Raw genomic sequence first — 15,926 nt, 5'->3', positions numbered from 1 at the left:
GGGACTCAAGTGAGGGGACGGGCTTCAAAGCTCAGCCAGAGCTCGAAGCTGTTGCGGCGGGTGAGGCTCGTCGCACCGATGCTCGCGCGTCCGACCGCACCGATCTCGGTGCCGAAGACGTCGAGGTAGAGCTGCGTGGCACCGTTGGAGACCTCGTTGAGCCGATCGAACTCGGGGGTGCAGAGGACGAAGCACAGTGCGCGCGACAGGCCCACCACGGCATCCAGGGAGCCGACGGCGAGACGGATGAGGCCGAGGCTGTTGATCGCGGTCTGGCGGGCGGCTTCTTGAGCCTCGGCGAGGGTGACCTCGGTGCCGACGACCCCCGGGTGGATTTGATCGCCGCTGCGCGTCTCGGGGGTGATCCCACTGAGTTCGACAAGGTCGCCGGTGCGATGGAAGGCCTTCAGCCCTGCACCGTATCGCCCGCCGTAGGGCGGGTTCGTGTAGTCCGGGATCGCGAGGCCGAGTTCGGCGGCACGTCTCTCGGCCGAGAAGGCGGTCACGCGTCCACCCCCTCGAGCAGGATGGTCGGGGCCGGCGCGGCCTCGCGCCCCTGGAAGGGCACGGGCTGGCAGACGAGGTAGTACTCGCCCGGCTCGGCATCCGCGAGGTTGGCGTTCTCGAGGATGACGACGCCGGCGTTGCACAGGATGACATGGGTCGGCCACTCCACCGTGTGGTCGGGCGCCTCCATGGTCATGTAGTCGTTGGCCGCGAAGACGACGCCGTGGTCGACGAGCCACTGGGCGCCAGAGGGGCCGAGCCCGACCCACGTGGGACTCTTCTCGTTGCGGGTGAGGGCGTCGGAGGAGTTGCGGGTCTTGAACAGCACGCGCGAAGCCCCCGTGGCGCCCGCGGCGATGAGGTCGTCGGCCGTGATCTCCTTCTCGACGTGACGCAGGTCGAGCACTTTCGCGGGGCCCACGGTGTGCGTGAGGGGCAGGGAGTCCACGGTCGTCCCGCCCCGGACGAAGTGGCTGGGGGCGTCGACGTGGGTGCCGGTGTGCGCCCCGATGAGCCAGCGCGACACTTCGCTCGGGCTGTCGTCGGAGATCTCCTCCACCATCTCGTAGGTCGGGCGGCGGCCCCAGTGCAGCATCTCGGGATGAATGGGGATGCTCAGGTCGATGACCCGCGTGTGCGCGCCCGGACGTCGGTCGCCGTTCATGCGGTCGGCTTGTACACGACGTAGAACTTGCGGACGGGCTCGACGACGGTCCAGATGCCCGTCCATCCGATGGGGAAGTACGCGGCGCTGCCGGCTGTGAGCTCCACGGCGTCTTCACCGTCGCGTTGCACGGTCATGCGTCCGCGCAAGATGTGCACGATCTCGCCGCGCGTGAGGAACTCCCACCGTGACGTGCCGAGATCGCTCTCCCAGACGCCCGAGATGACGGTGCGGTCGTCGTTCACGAATCGCACGGCTCCGCGGACGATGATCTCGCCCGACAGTGGCTCGGCGTTCGGGGGAGCAAGAGGCTTGGCCTCGAGTTCGGCGACATCCAGGTCGTCGGGGCGAATCGCGAGCGTCATGCTTGGATCCTAAACCGCACAAAATGGATCCGCAACGTGAACTCCGGCGGCCGCCGCCGTCTTGTGCTCGTCGAGGAACCGCGCCGTCTGCTCGACCGCGGGGCCGAGCCCGCCTGACGGCGTCGACCCGGCCCCGCGGGAGCGGCGTACGGCTCAGGCCGGAACCCCGACGCCTTCCTTCTCCGACGCGTCGCGCTCGGCGGCGAGGTCGGCGAGCACGGCCGCCTCGCGGTCGAGCTCGGACTCCCGTCGCGGCAGCGCGAACGCCAGCGCGACATAGGTGCCGAAGCCGACGAGGGCGGAGACGAGCGTCGCCCAGCCATCGAAGTCGGCTCCGATCAGGTCGTTCGGGATGTACAGGATGTCGTTCGGCACGCCGTACAGCGTCGGGGTGAGGGCGAGCAGCACCATGCGCACGACGAAGCCGACGGCCATCGCGCCGAGGGCGGCGACGGCACCGGGGCGCTTCCAGAACACCCCGATCACGAACGGCGCCGCGAGGCACGCGAGCATCAGATCGAAGGCGAGGGTGAGCAGGATGCCGGTCTGGCTGACGCGGATCGCGAGGAAGGCGCCGGCGATCACGAACGGGATCATCGCCAGACGCGTCCAGCGCAGCAGCGGGTCGGGGCCGGTTCCGGTGTGGCGGCGGACCGTGAAGATGTTGCGGACCGTGATCGCCGAGGTGGCGAGCATCGCGCCCGAGGCGGTCGAGAACGACGCCGCCACGATGCCGGAGAGGACCAGGATCGCGATGATCGGCGGCGCGTAGTCGCCCAGCAGCGTGTACAGCACCGGGCCGTTCTCGACCGAGATGCCCAGGGTCGACGAGACGCTCAGGGCGACGATCGCGAAGACCGTGCCGATCGCGGCGGTGAGGCCGGCCGCGATAAAGCACGAGCGCTGCGCGACGGTGGGGCTCTTCGCGCCGAAGACCCGCTGCATGAAGTCGATCGCGACGATGTCGCCGATGGCCAGCGAGATGAGCGTCGCCCAGTTGATCGGGGCGCCGGCGGCCGGATCGCTGAGCTGCTCGAGGTCGAACGGTCCCATGCCCTCCGGGATCACGATGCCGTACGAGAACGCGACCCACACCAGCAGCACGATGGCCGCGATGACGGTGATCGTGGTCTGGATCGCCGCGGTGTAGGCATCCGAGAAGAGGCCTCCGGCGACGGTGTACGCGAGCACGAGGACCACGGCGAGCACCACGCCCCACGCGTAGGGGATGTTCGCGAAGCGCTCGAGCAGGAAACCGCACGCGACGAGGTTGCCGGCGAGCAGGAACGTGAACGACACGATCATGAGCACGGATGCCAACAGCTCGACGGGCCGTCCGTAGCGCAGGCGGAAGAAGTCGCCCAGCGTGAAGAGCTTCAGGGCGTTCATGCGCTTGGCCAGGAACAGGCCGGTCAGCAGCAGACACAGGGCGAGGCCGATGGCGAGCGAGGCGCCCGACCAGAAGCCGAACTGCGAGGTGAGGTCGGTGTTGCCGACGGTGGCGTTGGCGTCGACGGCCGCTGCGGTGAGGCTGACGGCGACGAGCGGGACACCCAGGCGGCGTCCGGCGACGAGGTAGTTCGCGCTGTCTCCGTCGACCTTGCGTGCGACGACGATGCCGACGACGAGGATGAGGACGACGCTGAGCGCGACTCCGAAGATGATCATGGCGGGCTCCCGGCGATGAGGGGCGGTTCGGGTTTCTGTTGCTTGACAGAAACGATCCGCTCGCCGAGGTCGCGCGTGGTTTCCGCTGTGTAAAAGGCACGTGAAATCGCCGGCGGCGCCGGAGCACGGTATCCGGGCTCACGGCTCTCGCCACGCATAAACGCTCTCCGCGCGCATAAACGCGATGACAGCGCGTTTCCGCGCGTGGATCGCGTTTATGCGTGATCGGCGGGGCCTACGGACCGCGCCCGGCTCGGCCCAGCGCCGCGAGGTGTGCCCGAGCCGACCCCGGCCTCGCCCCGACTCAGCCCCGCGCCGCGAGGCGCGCTTGCGCCGACCCCCGGCCCGGCTCAGCCCCGCGCCGCGAGGCGCGCTTGCGCCGACCCCCGGCCCGGCTCAGCTCAGGACAGCGAGCACGTCTGGCCCCGATGCGGCCGCCCGCTCGCGCGCCGCGGCGTCGAGGTCGAGCACCCGCAACGCCGCGTCCGCGATGGTCGTGGCATCTAGGGTCGCCATTTGCCCGCCCTTGCGCTGCAGGATCACGCTCTCCACCAGCGCCAGCACGAGGGAGGCGCCCGCTGCTGCGGCAGCGACGCCGCACGCGGCCACGAGCGTGCGGTAGGTCGTCTCGAGTTCGCTGCGGCGTTCGCGGAACGGCTCGAAGGCCGCGTCCGACACCTCGGGCAGCAGGTACAGGCCGCCGGTGTTGTGCGGGGCTTCGGCGAGGAGCGTGACGTCCGCGACGCACAGCGCCCACAGGCGCGCGGCGGGCTCTTCGTCGCGGGCGAGGAGCTGTGCAGCGACGTCGAGCGACGGCTGCACGGTGTCGAGCAGCAGGGCGAGGAGGATGTCCTGCTTGCGCGAGAAGTGGTGGTAGAGCGTCGCCTGGCGGATGCCGGCGGCCTCGGCGATCGCGTGCGTGCTGGCCGAGGCGTATCCGCGCGTGCCGAAAAGGGCCGCGGCCGCGGCGAGGACGTCGGCCCGCGTGCCGAGTCCGGTGGGGGAGGAGCCGGATGCCCGGGGTCGTCCGGTTCTCGTGGCCGCCATGCCCCCACCGTACCCGGATGGTTGTGTAACGCCGCCGAAACGCACGCCTGTTTCAATACCTGTCAACCGACAGAAAGAGGTTGCGCATGGAAGGTCGTGTCGACGCTCTCGGCAACGTGGGGCGAGCCCGTGAGGACGCGCGCGCCCGCGCCGCGCAGTCGGAATGGATGCCGTATCTCCCGCCCTCCACCGCCCCCTTCCGGCCGGAGGGCGTGGCCGACGACGACCTGCGCTGGGCCGAGACGGTGGCCCCCGGCGGCTACACGCACCTGCGGGTCGCCCGCGGCACCCGCCTGCGCTTCACTGACCCGACCGGCGATGCGTGCGCCACCGTGCTCCTCTTCAACGCCGTGAACCCGGGGGAGCGGCTCAACGTCGCCGACACGCAGAAGATCCCGTGGCAGGCGTACCTCGGCGAGGGTCACCCGCTGCTTTCCGGCGACGGCCGCGTTCTCGCGACGATCGCCGCCGACACCTCCGGCCACCACGACGCGTTCTGCGGCACGTCCTCCGATGCGTGGAACGAGCAGCGCTACGGCGACGCCGCGCCCGAGGGTCCGTCGCCGTCCGGCCACGGGCTGCTCCGGCTGGCGGCGAGCAAGCACGGGCTGACCGTGCGCGACCTGCCGCCGTCGGTGTCGTTCTTCCAGGGCGTGCGCGCGAACCCCGAGGGCGACCTCGAGTGGCTCGGTTCCGCGGGTCCCGGCGCTTCCGTCGACCTCGTCGCGGAGCTGCCGCTCATCGTGCTGATCGCCAACGTCCCGCACCCGCTCGACCCGCGCGAGGACTACATCGTCGGCCCGCTGCAGATCAGCGCGTGGGCGTCGCAACCGACGGGCGAGGGGGATGCCGTGTTCTCCCTCACCCCCGAGCGCGAACGCGCCTACCGCAACAGCATCACGTACGCCGCCCTGGCCGGACTGTGAGGAGCCGCACCATGATCACCACCGTTCCCGAACGCCCCGTCCACGCCGACGGCGTCCCCCTCGACTGGTCCGAGCCGCTCGTCCCCGGCGAGGTCGTGCTCGACGAGCGCGTCGCACCCCGAGGGCCGTGGTCGGGCATCGTCCGTGCGGGCGACGTCCTGACGATCGTCGACGTCGGAGGCAACCAGTCCGCCGACTTCCTCGTCTACGACGCTGCCGACACCGACGAGCGCTACAGCGCCGCCGACACGATCGCGTGGCAGCGCAACGTCTACGTCCGTACCGGCACGGTGCTGCGCAGCAACCTCGGCCGCCCGCTCATGACCGTCGTCGGCAACGAGGTGGACCGGCAGGACACGATCGGCGGGGCCTGCTCCAAGGAGTCGAACACGCTCCGCTACGGCCACCACACCCTCTACCAGCACGGATGCCGCGAGAACTTCCTCGCCGAGGCGGCGCGCTATGGCCTCGGCGCGCGCGACCTCGTCTCCAACCTCAACTGGTTCATGAACGTGCCGGTCGAGGAGGACGGGTCGCTCGGCATCGTCGACGGCATGTCCGCGCCCGGCAAGCGCGTGGCCCTCCGGGCCGAGCGCGACGTGCTGGTGATCGTGTCGAACTGCCCGCAGATGAACAACCCGTGCAACGACTTCAGCTGCACGCCCCTGCGCATGGTGGTGACGCGGCCGTGACCGGTTTCGACACCCTCCTCGTCGCCAACCGCGGCGAGATCGCGCGCCGCATCCTGCGCTCCGCGCGCGAGCGGGGCCGGCGCACCGTCGCGGTGTTCTCCGACGCCGACCGCGCCGCCCCCCACGTCCGCGAGGCCGACGAGGCCGTACGCCTGGGCCCCGCGCCCGCCGCGGAGTCCTACCTGCGGGTGGATGCCATCCTGGACGCCGCCCGCGCCACGGGCGCCGGTGCGATCCACCCCGGCTACGGCTTCCTCGCCGAGAACGCCGACGCGGCGCGCGCCGTCGAGGCGGCGGGGCTCGCGTGGGTCGGTCCCACGCCCGAGCAGCTCGAGGCGTTCGGTCTGAAGCACCGCGCGCGGGCCCTGGCCGAAGCCGCGGGTGTGCCGCTCCTCCCCGGCACCGAAGTGCTGGAGTCGCTCGACGAGGCCGAGGCCGCGGCATCCGTCATCGGATACCCCGTGATGCTCAAGGCCACCGGCGGCGGCGGCGGTATCGGCATGCGCGTGTGTGCGGATGCCGCTGAGCTCCGCGCCGCGTACGACGCGGTGGTCCGTCAGGCCGAGGAGAGCTTCGGCACGCCGGGGGTGTTCCTGGAGAAGTTCGTGCGCCCCGCCCGCCACGTCGAGGTGCAGCTCTTCGGCGACGGTGCGGGACGCGTCGCCGTGCTCGGCGACCGCGACTGCTCGCTGCAGCGTCGCAACCAGAAGGTCGTCGAGGAAGCTCCGGCACCCGGGCTCCCCGACGCGGTCCGCGCCGAGCTGCACCGCACCGCTGCGGCGCTGGCATCCGGCATCCGGTACCGCTCCGCCGGGACGGCCGAGTTCGTGTACGACCCGGTGGCCGAGCGCGCGTACTTTCTCGAGGTCAACGCGCGCCTGCAGGTCGAGCATCCCGTCACCGAGGCGGTGTTCGGCGTCGACCTGGTGGGCCTCATGCTCGACCTCGCGGGCGGCGGTCCCGCGGCTGTCCCGGACGCGCTGTTCGAGGAAGCCCGCGAACCCCGCGGTCACGCCGTCGAGGCGCGCATCTACGCCGAAGACCCCGACCGCGGCAACACCCCCTCGACCGGGCTCGTCACCGCCGTCCGGCTGCCCGAGGGCGACGGCATCCGGGTCGACTCCTGGGTCGAGGCCGGCAGCGAGGTGTCGCCGTTCTACGACCCGCTGCTGGGCAAGGTCATCGCCCACGGCCCCGACCGCGATGCGGCACTCGACCGGCTCTCCACCGCGCTGGCCGACATGCGCGTGGACGGCATCGTCACCGGCGCCGGGATGATCCGCGAGATCGTGAACGACCCGCGCGTCCGCGCCGTCGCGCACGACACGGGAACCCTCGACGACGCGCGCGACCCCGACCCGCGCATCGACGTGATCGACGCCGGCATGCTCACGACCGTGCAGGACCTCCCCGGGCGCGTCGGGTACTGGCAGATCGGCGTCCCGCCGTCCGGTCCGATGGATGCCGTGTCCTTCCGCGAGGCCAATCTCGCCGTCGGCAACCCCGAGGGCGCCCCGGGACTGGAGATGACGCTCACCGGTCCGACGTTGCGCTTCAGCGAGGCGTCGGTGGTCGCCGTCACGGGTGCGCCGGTCGCGGTCGAGGTCGACGGCGTCGCCGCCGCGCAGTGGGAGCCGATCGAGGTTCCCGCGGGCGGCGTGCTGCGCGTCGGTACCGCCGAGGGCCCCGGCATGCGCGTGTTCCTCGCGGTGCGCGGCGGCATCGACGTCCCGCAGTACCTCGGGAGCGCGTCGACCTTCACGCTGGGCGGATTCGGCGGGCACGGGGGCCGGGCCCTCGTGACCGGCGACGTGCTGCGTCCCGGGTCGGCCGCGATCGCCGCTCCCCGGCCGACGCCCGCCGGGCGCCGCCCCCACCTCGCCACCTCGTGGGTCCTCGCGGTGACCGAGGGGCCCCACGGCGCCCCCGAGTTCTTCACGCGCGCCGACATCGACGCGCTGTACTCCGCGGAGTACCGCGTGCAGGTCAACTCCGCCCGCACGGGCGTGCGACTCACCGGCCCGAAGCCGACGTGGGCGCGCACCGACGGCGGCGAGGCGGGGCTGCACCCCTCGAACATCCACGACACGCCCTACGCCGTGGGCGCCCTCGACTTCACCGGCGATACCCCCGTGCTCCTCGGCCCCGACGGGCCGAGCCTCGGCGGGTTCGTGTGCCCGGTGGTCGTGGCATCCGGAGATCTCTGGAAGCTCGGGCAGCTGCGGCCGGGAGACGTCGTGCGCTTCGCGCCGGTCCGGGAAGCGGATGCCGCGACCCTCGACCCGGCGATCGCCGCCCCCGCGCTCGTCGGGACGGGTGACGGCGACGACGGCGTGATCGCCTCGCGCGACGCCGAGGTCGAGGGGGAGCACGTGCTCCGCCCGCGGACGACGTACCGCCGCGACGGCGACGACAACGTCCTCGTCGAGTTCGGCGACCAGGTTCTCGACCTGGGCCTCCGCATGCGCGTGCACGCGCTGCAGGAGCGTCTCGCGCAAGAGGCGCCGAACGGGATCCTCGACGTCACCCCCGGCATCCGGTCGCTCCAGGTGCACACCGACGCCTCGGTGCTGCGCGCGTCGCAGCTCGTCGGGCTGCTGCGCGAGCTCGACGACGACCTGCCGCCCACGTCCGAGCTCGTCGTGCCCTCGCGCGAGGTGCGGCTGCCGCTGTCGTGGGACGACCCGGCGACGCGTCTGGCGATCGAGCGGTACATGGCGGGCGTCCGCGACGACGCCCCGTGGACGCCGTGGAACATCGAGTTCATCCGCCGCATCAACGGACTCGACAGCGTCGACGACGTCTACCGCACCGTGTTCGACGCGCAGTACCTCGTCATGGGACTCGGCGACGTCTATCTCGGCGCGCCCGTGGCGACGCCGCTGGATCCCCGTCACCGCCTCGTGACGACCAAGTACAACCCGGCGCGCACGTGGACGGCGGAGAACTCCGTCGGCATCGGCGGCGCCTACATGTGCATCTACGGCATGGAGGGCCCGGGCGGCTACCAGTTCGTCGGCCGCACCGTGCAGATCTGGAACCGCTTCCGCCGCGGGGGGCTCTTCGCCGAGAACCCGTGGGCGCTGCGGTTCTTCGACCGTATCCGCTGGTACCCCGTCTCGGCCGAGGAGCTCCTCGACCTCCGGGCGGAGGTGGATGCCGGGCGCGGGAGCTTCGAGACCGTCGAGGGCGAGTTCGCCCTCGCGGAGTACGAGCGGTTCCTCGCCGACGAGGCACCGGGGATCGAGGCGTTCCGCGAACGCCAGCGCCGCGCCTTCGACGAGGAGCGCGAGCGGTGGCGCGCGAGCGGCGAGTTCGACCGTGTCGACGAGGCGCCGGCCGCGGCACCGACCGCGGGCCGCGAACTCCCGCCCGGAACCGTGGGGGTGACCGCGCCGTTCGCCGCCGCGGTCTGGCGCGTGGATGCCGCTCAGGGAGCGGCCGTGCAGAAGGAGCAGAAGATGATCGTGCTGGAGGCGATGAAGATGGAGACCCCGATCGGGTCACCGGTGACGGGGACCGTCGCCGAGGTGTTCGTGCGGCCGGGCGAGACGGTCGCCGCCGGCCAGCTGCTCGCGGCCGTGGCGGTGGACGCGTGAGCGCCGTCGAGCGGGTGCGGGCCGCCTACGCCCGGATGCGCGAGGTCGACCGCCCCGAGGTGTGGATCACCGTCCGCGACGAGGACGACGCTCTCGCCGAGGCGGCCGAGGTCGACCTCGGCGTCGCCGCGGGCGAGCACCTGCCGCTTGCAGGCACGGTCGTCGCGGTGAAGGACAACATCGACGTCGAGGGGATGCCGACGACGGCCGGGAGCCGCGAGTACGCGTACCGTCCCGAGCGTGACGCGACCTCGGTGGCGCGCCTTCGCGCCGCGGGGGCCGTCGTGATGGGCAAGACCAACCTCGACCAGTTCGCCACCGGTCTCGTCGGCACCCGCAGCCCGTTCGGCGCCGTGCGCAACGCGTGGGACCCGACCCGCATCTCGGGCGGCTCCAGCTCGGGTTCGGCCGTCGCGGTGGCCTTGGGCATCGTCGATCTCGCGCTCGGCACCGACACCGCCGGTTCCGGACGCGTCCCCGCGGCGCTGAACGGCATCGTCGGGGTCAAGCCCACGGTGGGGCTCGTGCCGGCCACCGGCGTCGTGCCGGCCTGCCGCACCCTCGACTGCGTCACCGTGTTCGCGCGCGACCTCGGGGCCGCGCGCGCCGCGGCCGAGCTCATGGCCGGTCCCGACGGCATCGACCCGCTCGGTCGCGAGGACCGCCCCGCCCCGCCGCTCGACGCCCGCCCGCGCGTGGCCGTCCCGACCGCCGAGCACCTCGAGGGTCTCGCCGACGGGTGGGCTGAGGCCTTCGCCGGCGTCGTCGCTGCGCTCGCCGCCTCCGGCGTCGAGATCGTCGAGGTCGACATCGCGCCGCTCCTCGAGGCCGCGTCGCTGCTGTACGGCGGGGCGTTCGTCGCCGAGCGCACGGCGGCCGTGGGCGACTTCATCGCCGCCCACCCCGAGCTCGTCGGCACCGACCTCGATCCCACCGTGTCGGCGATCGTGCTCGCCGGCGCCGAGGCGCGGGCGGCGGACTACTTCCGCGACCGCGAGCGTCTCGACCGCCTCGGCGCCGAGGGACTGCGCCGACTCGAGGGCACGGTGGCGCTGCTCACGCCCACGACCACGTGGCATCCGACCCTCGACGAGGTCGCCGCCGACCCGGTCGGCGCGAACAGTCGCATGGGCCGGTACACGAACTTCGCGAACCTCCTCGACCGCAGCGCCCTCGCCGTCCCCGCCGGCGTGGTCGGCGGGCGCGCCTTCGGCGTGATGCTGACCGGCGCGCCGTTCGCCGACCGCACGCTCGCGCAGCTCGCCGAGCGCATCCAGGCGCCGTCCGTCGACCTGCTGGTCGTGGGCGCGCACCTGCGCGGGCAGCCGCTGAACCACCAGCTCGTCGCCGCGGGCGGAACGTTCGTGGCCGAGGTGGAGACCGCGGCGCAGTACCGGCTGTACGCCCTCGACACGGTTCCGCCCAAGCCCGGCCTCGCCCGCGCGGCGGAGGGCGGCGCCGCGATCGCGGGGGAGGTGTGGCGGCTGCCGGCCGCGGGATTCGGACGCTTCGTCGCGGATCTGCCCGCGCCCATGGGGATCGGTTCCGCCGTGCTCGCGGACGGATCGAGCGTCGCCGGATTCCTGTGCGAGGCGGTGGCGCTCGAGGGCGCGACCGACATCACCGCGCACGGCGGGTGGCGCGCGTATCGGGCGGCCACGGCGTGAGTTCGACCGTCCTCGACGCCGCGGCACTGCCGCCCCTGCGGCTGCGCGGCCGGCCGCGCCGTCTCGTCCCGATGGTGGTCGGGTTCGAGGCCGTGGCCGAGGCGGTGTCGCTGCACGGCGGGAGCCGTTTCCGGCATCTGATGGAGCCCGTGACGGCGGTGGCCGTCGTGTTCGACGCGGGGTGGGTGCTCGTCGACGGCGGGTTCGATCCCGCACGCATCCGCGATCGCGCGGTGCGGACGGTCTCCTTCGACTACGAGAACTACGCGCCGATCGTCCCGCCCGGCGATCCGCTCGTCGACCAGATCGCCGAGGCCGGGCTCGACCTCGCCGATCTCGCCGCGGCACTGCTCACCCACGCGCACTTCGACCACACCGGTGCCGCACGCCTGCTCGCCCCCGACCAGCCGCTGCTGCTGCAGCGACGCGAGTGGCAGCACGTCGCCGAGAACACCGACCCGCGCGAGGCGTTCGTCTTCCCCGACGACCTCGACCGCGACGGCCTGACGCTCGGCCTGCTGGACGGCGATACGCCCCTCGCCGCGGGTCTCACCGCGATCGACACGTCCGGACACACGCCCGGGCACCAGTCGTTCGTCGTGGAGCTGCCCGAGCGCACGGTCGTCCTCGCCGGCGACGCCGCGGACCTGCTCGGCAACGTCGAGCACGAGGTCCGTTGCGGTTCGACGATCGGCGCCGACGGTCCCGCGCGTGCCGATCGCGCTGTCGCGCGCCTCGCGGCCCTGCACCGCACGCACGGCACCGAGGTCTGGCCCGCGCACGACCCCGAGTTCCCCGTCTGGTCGGCGGTCGTCCGCTCCCGCTGACCCCTCACGCCCGTGGGGTGAGCGTGGCGCTGAGGAACACGGGCGGCGGGTACGCGCTCTGCTCAGTCAACGGAGCCGGAACGGGGCAGGATGCCGATCGGCCGAAACACGATCGATACACGCGAGCAATGGGCGAGACGCGCGTCTGCCTGTACGGTCGGGGGAACAGCAAAACGGAGCGCGGCACGAAGGCGTGACAGCGCCGTCGACCTCCTCCTTTCCACCCCCCGGAAGGCAACAGAAAATGCAAGGTTCTCTTCGACGACGCCTGCTCATCGGCGGCTCGGCGCTCGCCATCGGTGCGCTCGCCCTCTCGGCCTGCACCAGCCAGCGCGACGACGACGGCGGCGGCGCCACCGGAGACGTTGACTCGACGTTCGTGTTCGGCGCGTCGGGCGACCCGTCCAGCCTCGACCCGGCGTTCGCGAGCGACGGCGAGTCGTTCCGTATCTCGCGCCAGATCTTCGAAGGCCTCGTCGGCGTCGAGCCCGGGACGGCCGACCCCGCGCCGATGCTCGCCGAGAGCTGGGAGCAGTCCGAAGACGGTCTGTCCTACACCTTCCAGCTCAAAGAGGGCGTGACCTTCCACGACGGCACCGAGTTCAACGCCGAGGCCGTGTGCTTCAACTTCGACCGCCAGAACAACTTCACCGGTATCGCCCAGTCCGAGAGCCTGTCCTATTACTGGGGCAAGATCATGCGCGGCTACGCCGACACCGGCACCTCCATCTACGGCGGGTGTGACGCCGCGAGCCCGACCGAGGTCACGATCAGCCAGACCGAGCCGTTCGCCGGCTTCATCCCGGCCCTCTCGCTCCCGGCGTTCGCAATCCAGAGCCCCACGGCCCTCGAGGAGTACGCGGCCGACGACGTGGGCGGCACCTCCGAGGCACCGACCCTCAGCGAATACGCCCAGGGGCACCCGACCGGCACCGGTCCGTTCATGTTCGAATCGTGGGAGCCCGGCGCCGAGGCGACCGTCAGCGCCTACGACGGCTACTGGGGCGAGCAGGGGCAGGTGCAGCAGGTCATCTTCCGCGTGATCGGCGACACCACCGCCCGCCGTCAGGCGCTCGAGTCCGGTTCGATCGACGGCTACGACCTCGTCGCCCCCGCCGACCTGGGGGCCCTCGAGAGCGCGGGCTACATGCTCGTCAACCGCGACCCGTTCAACATCCTGTACCTCGGCATGAACCAGGCCGACCCGGCGCTGGCCGACCCGCGCGTGCGCCAGGCGATCGCCCACGCCATCGACAAGGAGCAGCTGGTCACCCAGGTGCTGCCCGAGGGCACCACCGTGGCATCCCAGTTCATGCCCGACAGCGTCATCGGCTTCAACCCCGACGTCACCACGTACGACTTCGATCCGGAGGCCGCCACGGCGCTGCTGGCCGAGGCCGGCTTCACCGAGGCCAACCCGCTCACGCTGACGTTCAACTACCCCGTGAACATCTCGCGTCCGTACATGCCCAACCCCGAGCAGATCTTCACGAACCTGCAGTCGCAGCTCCAGGCCGTCGGCATCGTCGTGAACCCCGTGTCGAACGAGTGGGGCGAGTACCTCGACCTCATCCAGGGCGGCGCGCAGCACGGCATCCACCTGCTCGGCTGGACCGGCGACTACAACGACCCCGACAACTTCGTGGGGACGTTCTTCGGTGGTGCCTCGAACGAGTGGGGCTTCGACAACCCCGAGCTGTTCTCGGCCCTCACCTCGGCCCGCGGCCTCGCGACCGAGTCGGAGCAGGAGCCGGCGTACCAGGACGTCAACGAGCAGATCGCGCAGTTCCTGCCCGGTGTGCCGCTGGCCAACCCCGTGCCGACGCTCGCCTTCGCTCCGCGCGTGAAGTCCTACCCGGCCAGCCCGGTGCAGGACGAGGTGTACAACGAGATCGAACTCACCGAGTGATCCGGATGCCGCGGGCCGGCGACCCCACCGTCGCCGGCCCGCGGTCTCCCGCGTCCCCCCGCCCCCGAGCCCTGTGAGACCCCGTGCTCCGCACCATCGGCAGGCGTCTGCTCCTGCTCGTCCCGACCCTGTTCGGGCTTTCCGTCCTTCTGTTCCTCTGGGTCCGCGCGCTGCCGGGCGGCCCCGCGGTCGCCCTGCTCGGCGAGCGGGCCACCCCTGAGGCCGTCGCCCGCATCAACGAGCTGTACGGCTTCAACGAGCCGCTGTACGTGCAGTACTTCACGTGGCTCGGGCGGCTGCTCTCGGGTGATTTCGGTTCCTCCATCCAGACCGGTCGTCCCGTGCTGGAGGAGTTCTGGCGTCGGTTCCCGGCCACCCTCGAACTGTCGATCGGCGCGCTGATCGTGGCGGTGGGCATCGGCATCCCGCTCGGGTACTGGGCCGCACGTCGCCACGGCAAGGCGTGGGATCACATCGCCGTGGTGCTGAGCCTCATCGGCATCACGATCCCGGTGTTCTTCCTCGCGTTCATCCTCAAGTACGTCTTCGCGGTGCAGCTCGGGTGGCTGCCCTCGGACGGGCGGCAGAATCCCCGCATCGACGCGACGCACTACACGAACCTGTATGTCTTCGACGGCCTGATCACGGGCGAGTTCGACGCGGCCTGGGATGCCGTGCTGCACCTGGTGCTGCCGGCCCTCGCCCTCGGCACCATCCCTCTCGCGATCATCGTGCGCATCACGCGCGCGTCGGTGCTGGAGGTGCAGAACGCCGACTACGTGCGGACGGGCCGGGCCAAAGGCATCGCGCAGTCCACGCTGCGCAACCGTTTCATCCTCCGCAACGCCATGCTCCCCGTCATCACGACGGTCGGTCTGCAGGCGGGCCTGCTGATCGCCGGGGCGGTGCTCACCGAGACGGTGTTCGCGTTCCCGGGGATCGGGCAGTTCCTGGCGCGCGCGATCTTCACTCGGGACTTCCCCGTCCTGCAGGGCTTCATCATCTTCATCGCCATCGCCTACGCCCTGATCAACCTGCTCGTCGACCTGTCGTACAGCGTCATCGACCCGAGAGTGAGAGTCAGTTGAGTTCCGGCATCCTCCCTCCCGCCCCCAGCGGCGGCCCCGTCGACGACAACGCCGTGGTCGACAGCCAGCTGTTGTCTGCCACGTCGCGCGGCGGTTTCTGGCACGACGTCTTCCAGCGGCTGCGCCGCAGCCCCGTGGCATGGATCGGCGCGATCATCGTCGTGGCGTTCCTGCTCGTCGCGGCGCTCGCGCCGCTGCTCGCCCCGTACCCGGCCGAGTCGCTGCCCGGCCAGCGCTTCATCACACCGACCGACATCCCCGGGCCCGGCGAGCTGCCGGAGTTCCCCCTCGGCCTCGACCGCTTCGGCGGCGACGTGCTCTCCAAGCTCATCTGGGGCGCGCAGGCGTCGCTGCAGATCGGCGTGATCTCCACGGCGATGGGCCTCCTCGGAGGCATGGCGCTGGGTCTTCTCGCTGGAATGTTCGGCGGCTGGGTCGACGTGCTCGTCATGCGCTTCGTCGACATCCTGCTGTCGGTGCCGAACCTGCTGCTGGCCGTCTCGATCGCCGCGATCCTCGGGCAGAGCCAGCTAGCGATCATGATCGCCATCGGCGCGTCACAGGTGCCGGTCTTCGCGCGCCTGTTGCGCGCCTCGATGCTGCAGCAGCGCGGCGCCGACTACGTGCTCTCGGCGCAGACCCTGGGCCTCAGTCGCCGCACGATCACGATGACGCACGTCCTGCCCAACAGCGTGGGGCCGGTCATCGTGCAGGGCACCCTGACCCTCGCGACCGCGGTCATCGACGCCGCGGCGCTGTCGTTCCTCGGTCTCGGCGGCGGGCTGCCGCAGACCGCCGAGTGGGGGCGCATGCTCACGTACGCGCAGGCCGAGCTCGCGATCGCGCCGTGGCTGGCGTTCCTCCCCGGCATCTGCATCGCCGTGACGGCGCTGGGCTTCACGCTGCTCGGAGAGTCGCTGCGCGAGGCGATGGACCCCCGCACCCGCGCGCGGTAGCCGCGCGCGGC

The 15,926-nt window shown here is 71.7% G+C and carries 13 protein-coding genes; 8 read left to right on the top strand and 5 right to left on the bottom strand.

Going from position 1 to position 15,926, the window contains the following annotated elements; translation table 11 throughout:
• Positions 1-5: 5 nt before the first annotated feature.
• The 5 genes from LL239_RS06695 to LL239_RS06675 form a co-directional block, all read right to left on the bottom strand.
• The gene (locus LL239_RS06695) at positions 6-506 is read right to left on the bottom strand and encodes a RidA family protein (RefSeq protein ID WP_228162675.1); all 501 of its coding nucleotides are present in this window, start codon (positions 504-506) and stop codon (positions 6-8) included.
• Positions 503-1,171: a cyclase family protein gene (locus LL239_RS06690; protein ID WP_228162674.1), complete on the bottom strand. Its 669-nt coding sequence runs from the start codon at positions 1,169-1,171 to the stop codon at positions 503-505. The genes LL239_RS06695 and LL239_RS06690 overlap by 4 nt, the downstream gene beginning before the upstream one ends.
• Positions 1,168-1,536: a cupin domain-containing protein gene (locus tag LL239_RS06685; RefSeq protein WP_228162673.1), complete on the bottom strand. Its 369-nt coding sequence runs from the start codon at positions 1,534-1,536 to the stop codon at positions 1,168-1,170. Before LL239_RS06685 ends, LL239_RS06690 begins: the two co-directional genes overlap by 4 nt.
• Positions 1,537-1,689: 153 nt before the next feature.
• Entirely contained in the window at positions 1,690-3,204 is a 1,515-nt protein-coding gene (locus tag LL239_RS06680) for a sodium:solute symporter family transporter (protein WP_228162672.1), read from the bottom strand.
• A 396-nt stretch (positions 3,205-3,600) separates the two neighbouring features.
• Positions 3,601-4,251 (bottom strand): TetR/AcrR family transcriptional regulator, encoded by a 651-nt coding sequence (locus LL239_RS06675; RefSeq protein WP_228162671.1) that lies wholly within the window; start codon positions 4,249-4,251, stop codon positions 3,601-3,603.
• A gap of 86 nt (positions 4,252-4,337) precedes the next feature.
• On the opposite strand from LL239_RS06675, the gene LL239_RS06670 reads away from it, so the two are divergent.
• From LL239_RS06670 to LL239_RS06635, 8 genes are all read left to right on the top strand, one after another.
• Positions 4,338-5,177: an urea amidolyase associated protein UAAP1 gene (locus LL239_RS06670; protein ID WP_228162669.1), complete on the top strand. Its 840-nt coding sequence runs from the start codon at positions 4,338-4,340 to the stop codon at positions 5,175-5,177.
• Between the two features lie 11 nt (positions 5,178-5,188).
• Positions 5,189-5,869, top strand: a complete 681-nt coding sequence (locus LL239_RS06665) for an urea amidolyase associated protein UAAP2 (protein WP_228162667.1) — start codon at positions 5,189-5,191, stop codon at positions 5,867-5,869.
• Positions 5,818-9,468, top strand: coding sequence for an urea carboxylase (uca, locus tag LL239_RS06660; protein ID WP_374197616.1), 3,651 nt, complete (start codon positions 5,818-5,820; stop codon positions 9,466-9,468). Before LL239_RS06665 ends, uca begins: the two co-directional genes overlap by 52 nt.
• Positions 9,465-11,135, top strand: a complete 1,671-nt coding sequence (locus LL239_RS06655) for an allophanate hydrolase (protein WP_228162666.1) — start codon at positions 9,465-9,467, stop codon at positions 11,133-11,135. Before uca ends, LL239_RS06655 begins: the two co-directional genes overlap by 4 nt.
• Positions 11,132-11,962 (top strand): MBL fold metallo-hydrolase, encoded by an 831-nt coding sequence (locus tag LL239_RS06650; RefSeq protein ID WP_228162665.1) that lies wholly within the window; start codon positions 11,132-11,134, stop codon positions 11,960-11,962. The genes LL239_RS06655 and LL239_RS06650 overlap by 4 nt, the downstream gene beginning before the upstream one ends.
• A 244-nt stretch (positions 11,963-12,206) precedes the next feature.
• Positions 12,207-13,871, top strand: coding sequence for an ABC transporter substrate-binding protein (locus LL239_RS06645; protein WP_228162664.1), 1,665 nt, complete (start codon positions 12,207-12,209; stop codon positions 13,869-13,871).
• Positions 13,872-13,954: 83 nt separating this feature from the next.
• Positions 13,955-14,959 carry an ABC transporter permease gene (locus LL239_RS06640; RefSeq protein ID WP_228162663.1) on the top strand — a complete coding sequence of 335 codons (1,005 nt, stop codon included), beginning with the start codon at positions 13,955-13,957 and terminating at the stop codon, positions 14,957-14,959.
• Complete coding sequence (locus tag LL239_RS06635) at positions 14,956-15,915, top strand: ABC transporter permease (protein ID WP_228162662.1); 960 nt, start codon at positions 14,956-14,958, stop codon at positions 15,913-15,915. Before LL239_RS06640 ends, LL239_RS06635 begins: the two co-directional genes overlap by 4 nt.
• Positions 15,916-15,926 lie beyond the last annotated feature (11 nt).

Origin of the sequence: Microbacterium testaceum (assembly GCF_020781835.1) — a bacterium.
In the GTDB taxonomy this organism is placed as follows: Bacteria; Actinomycetota; Actinomycetes; order Actinomycetales; family Microbacteriaceae; genus Microbacterium; species Microbacterium testaceum_H.
Note: the sequence above shows the minus strand (reverse complement) of the source record. Positions and strands in the feature narration are given on the sequence as shown.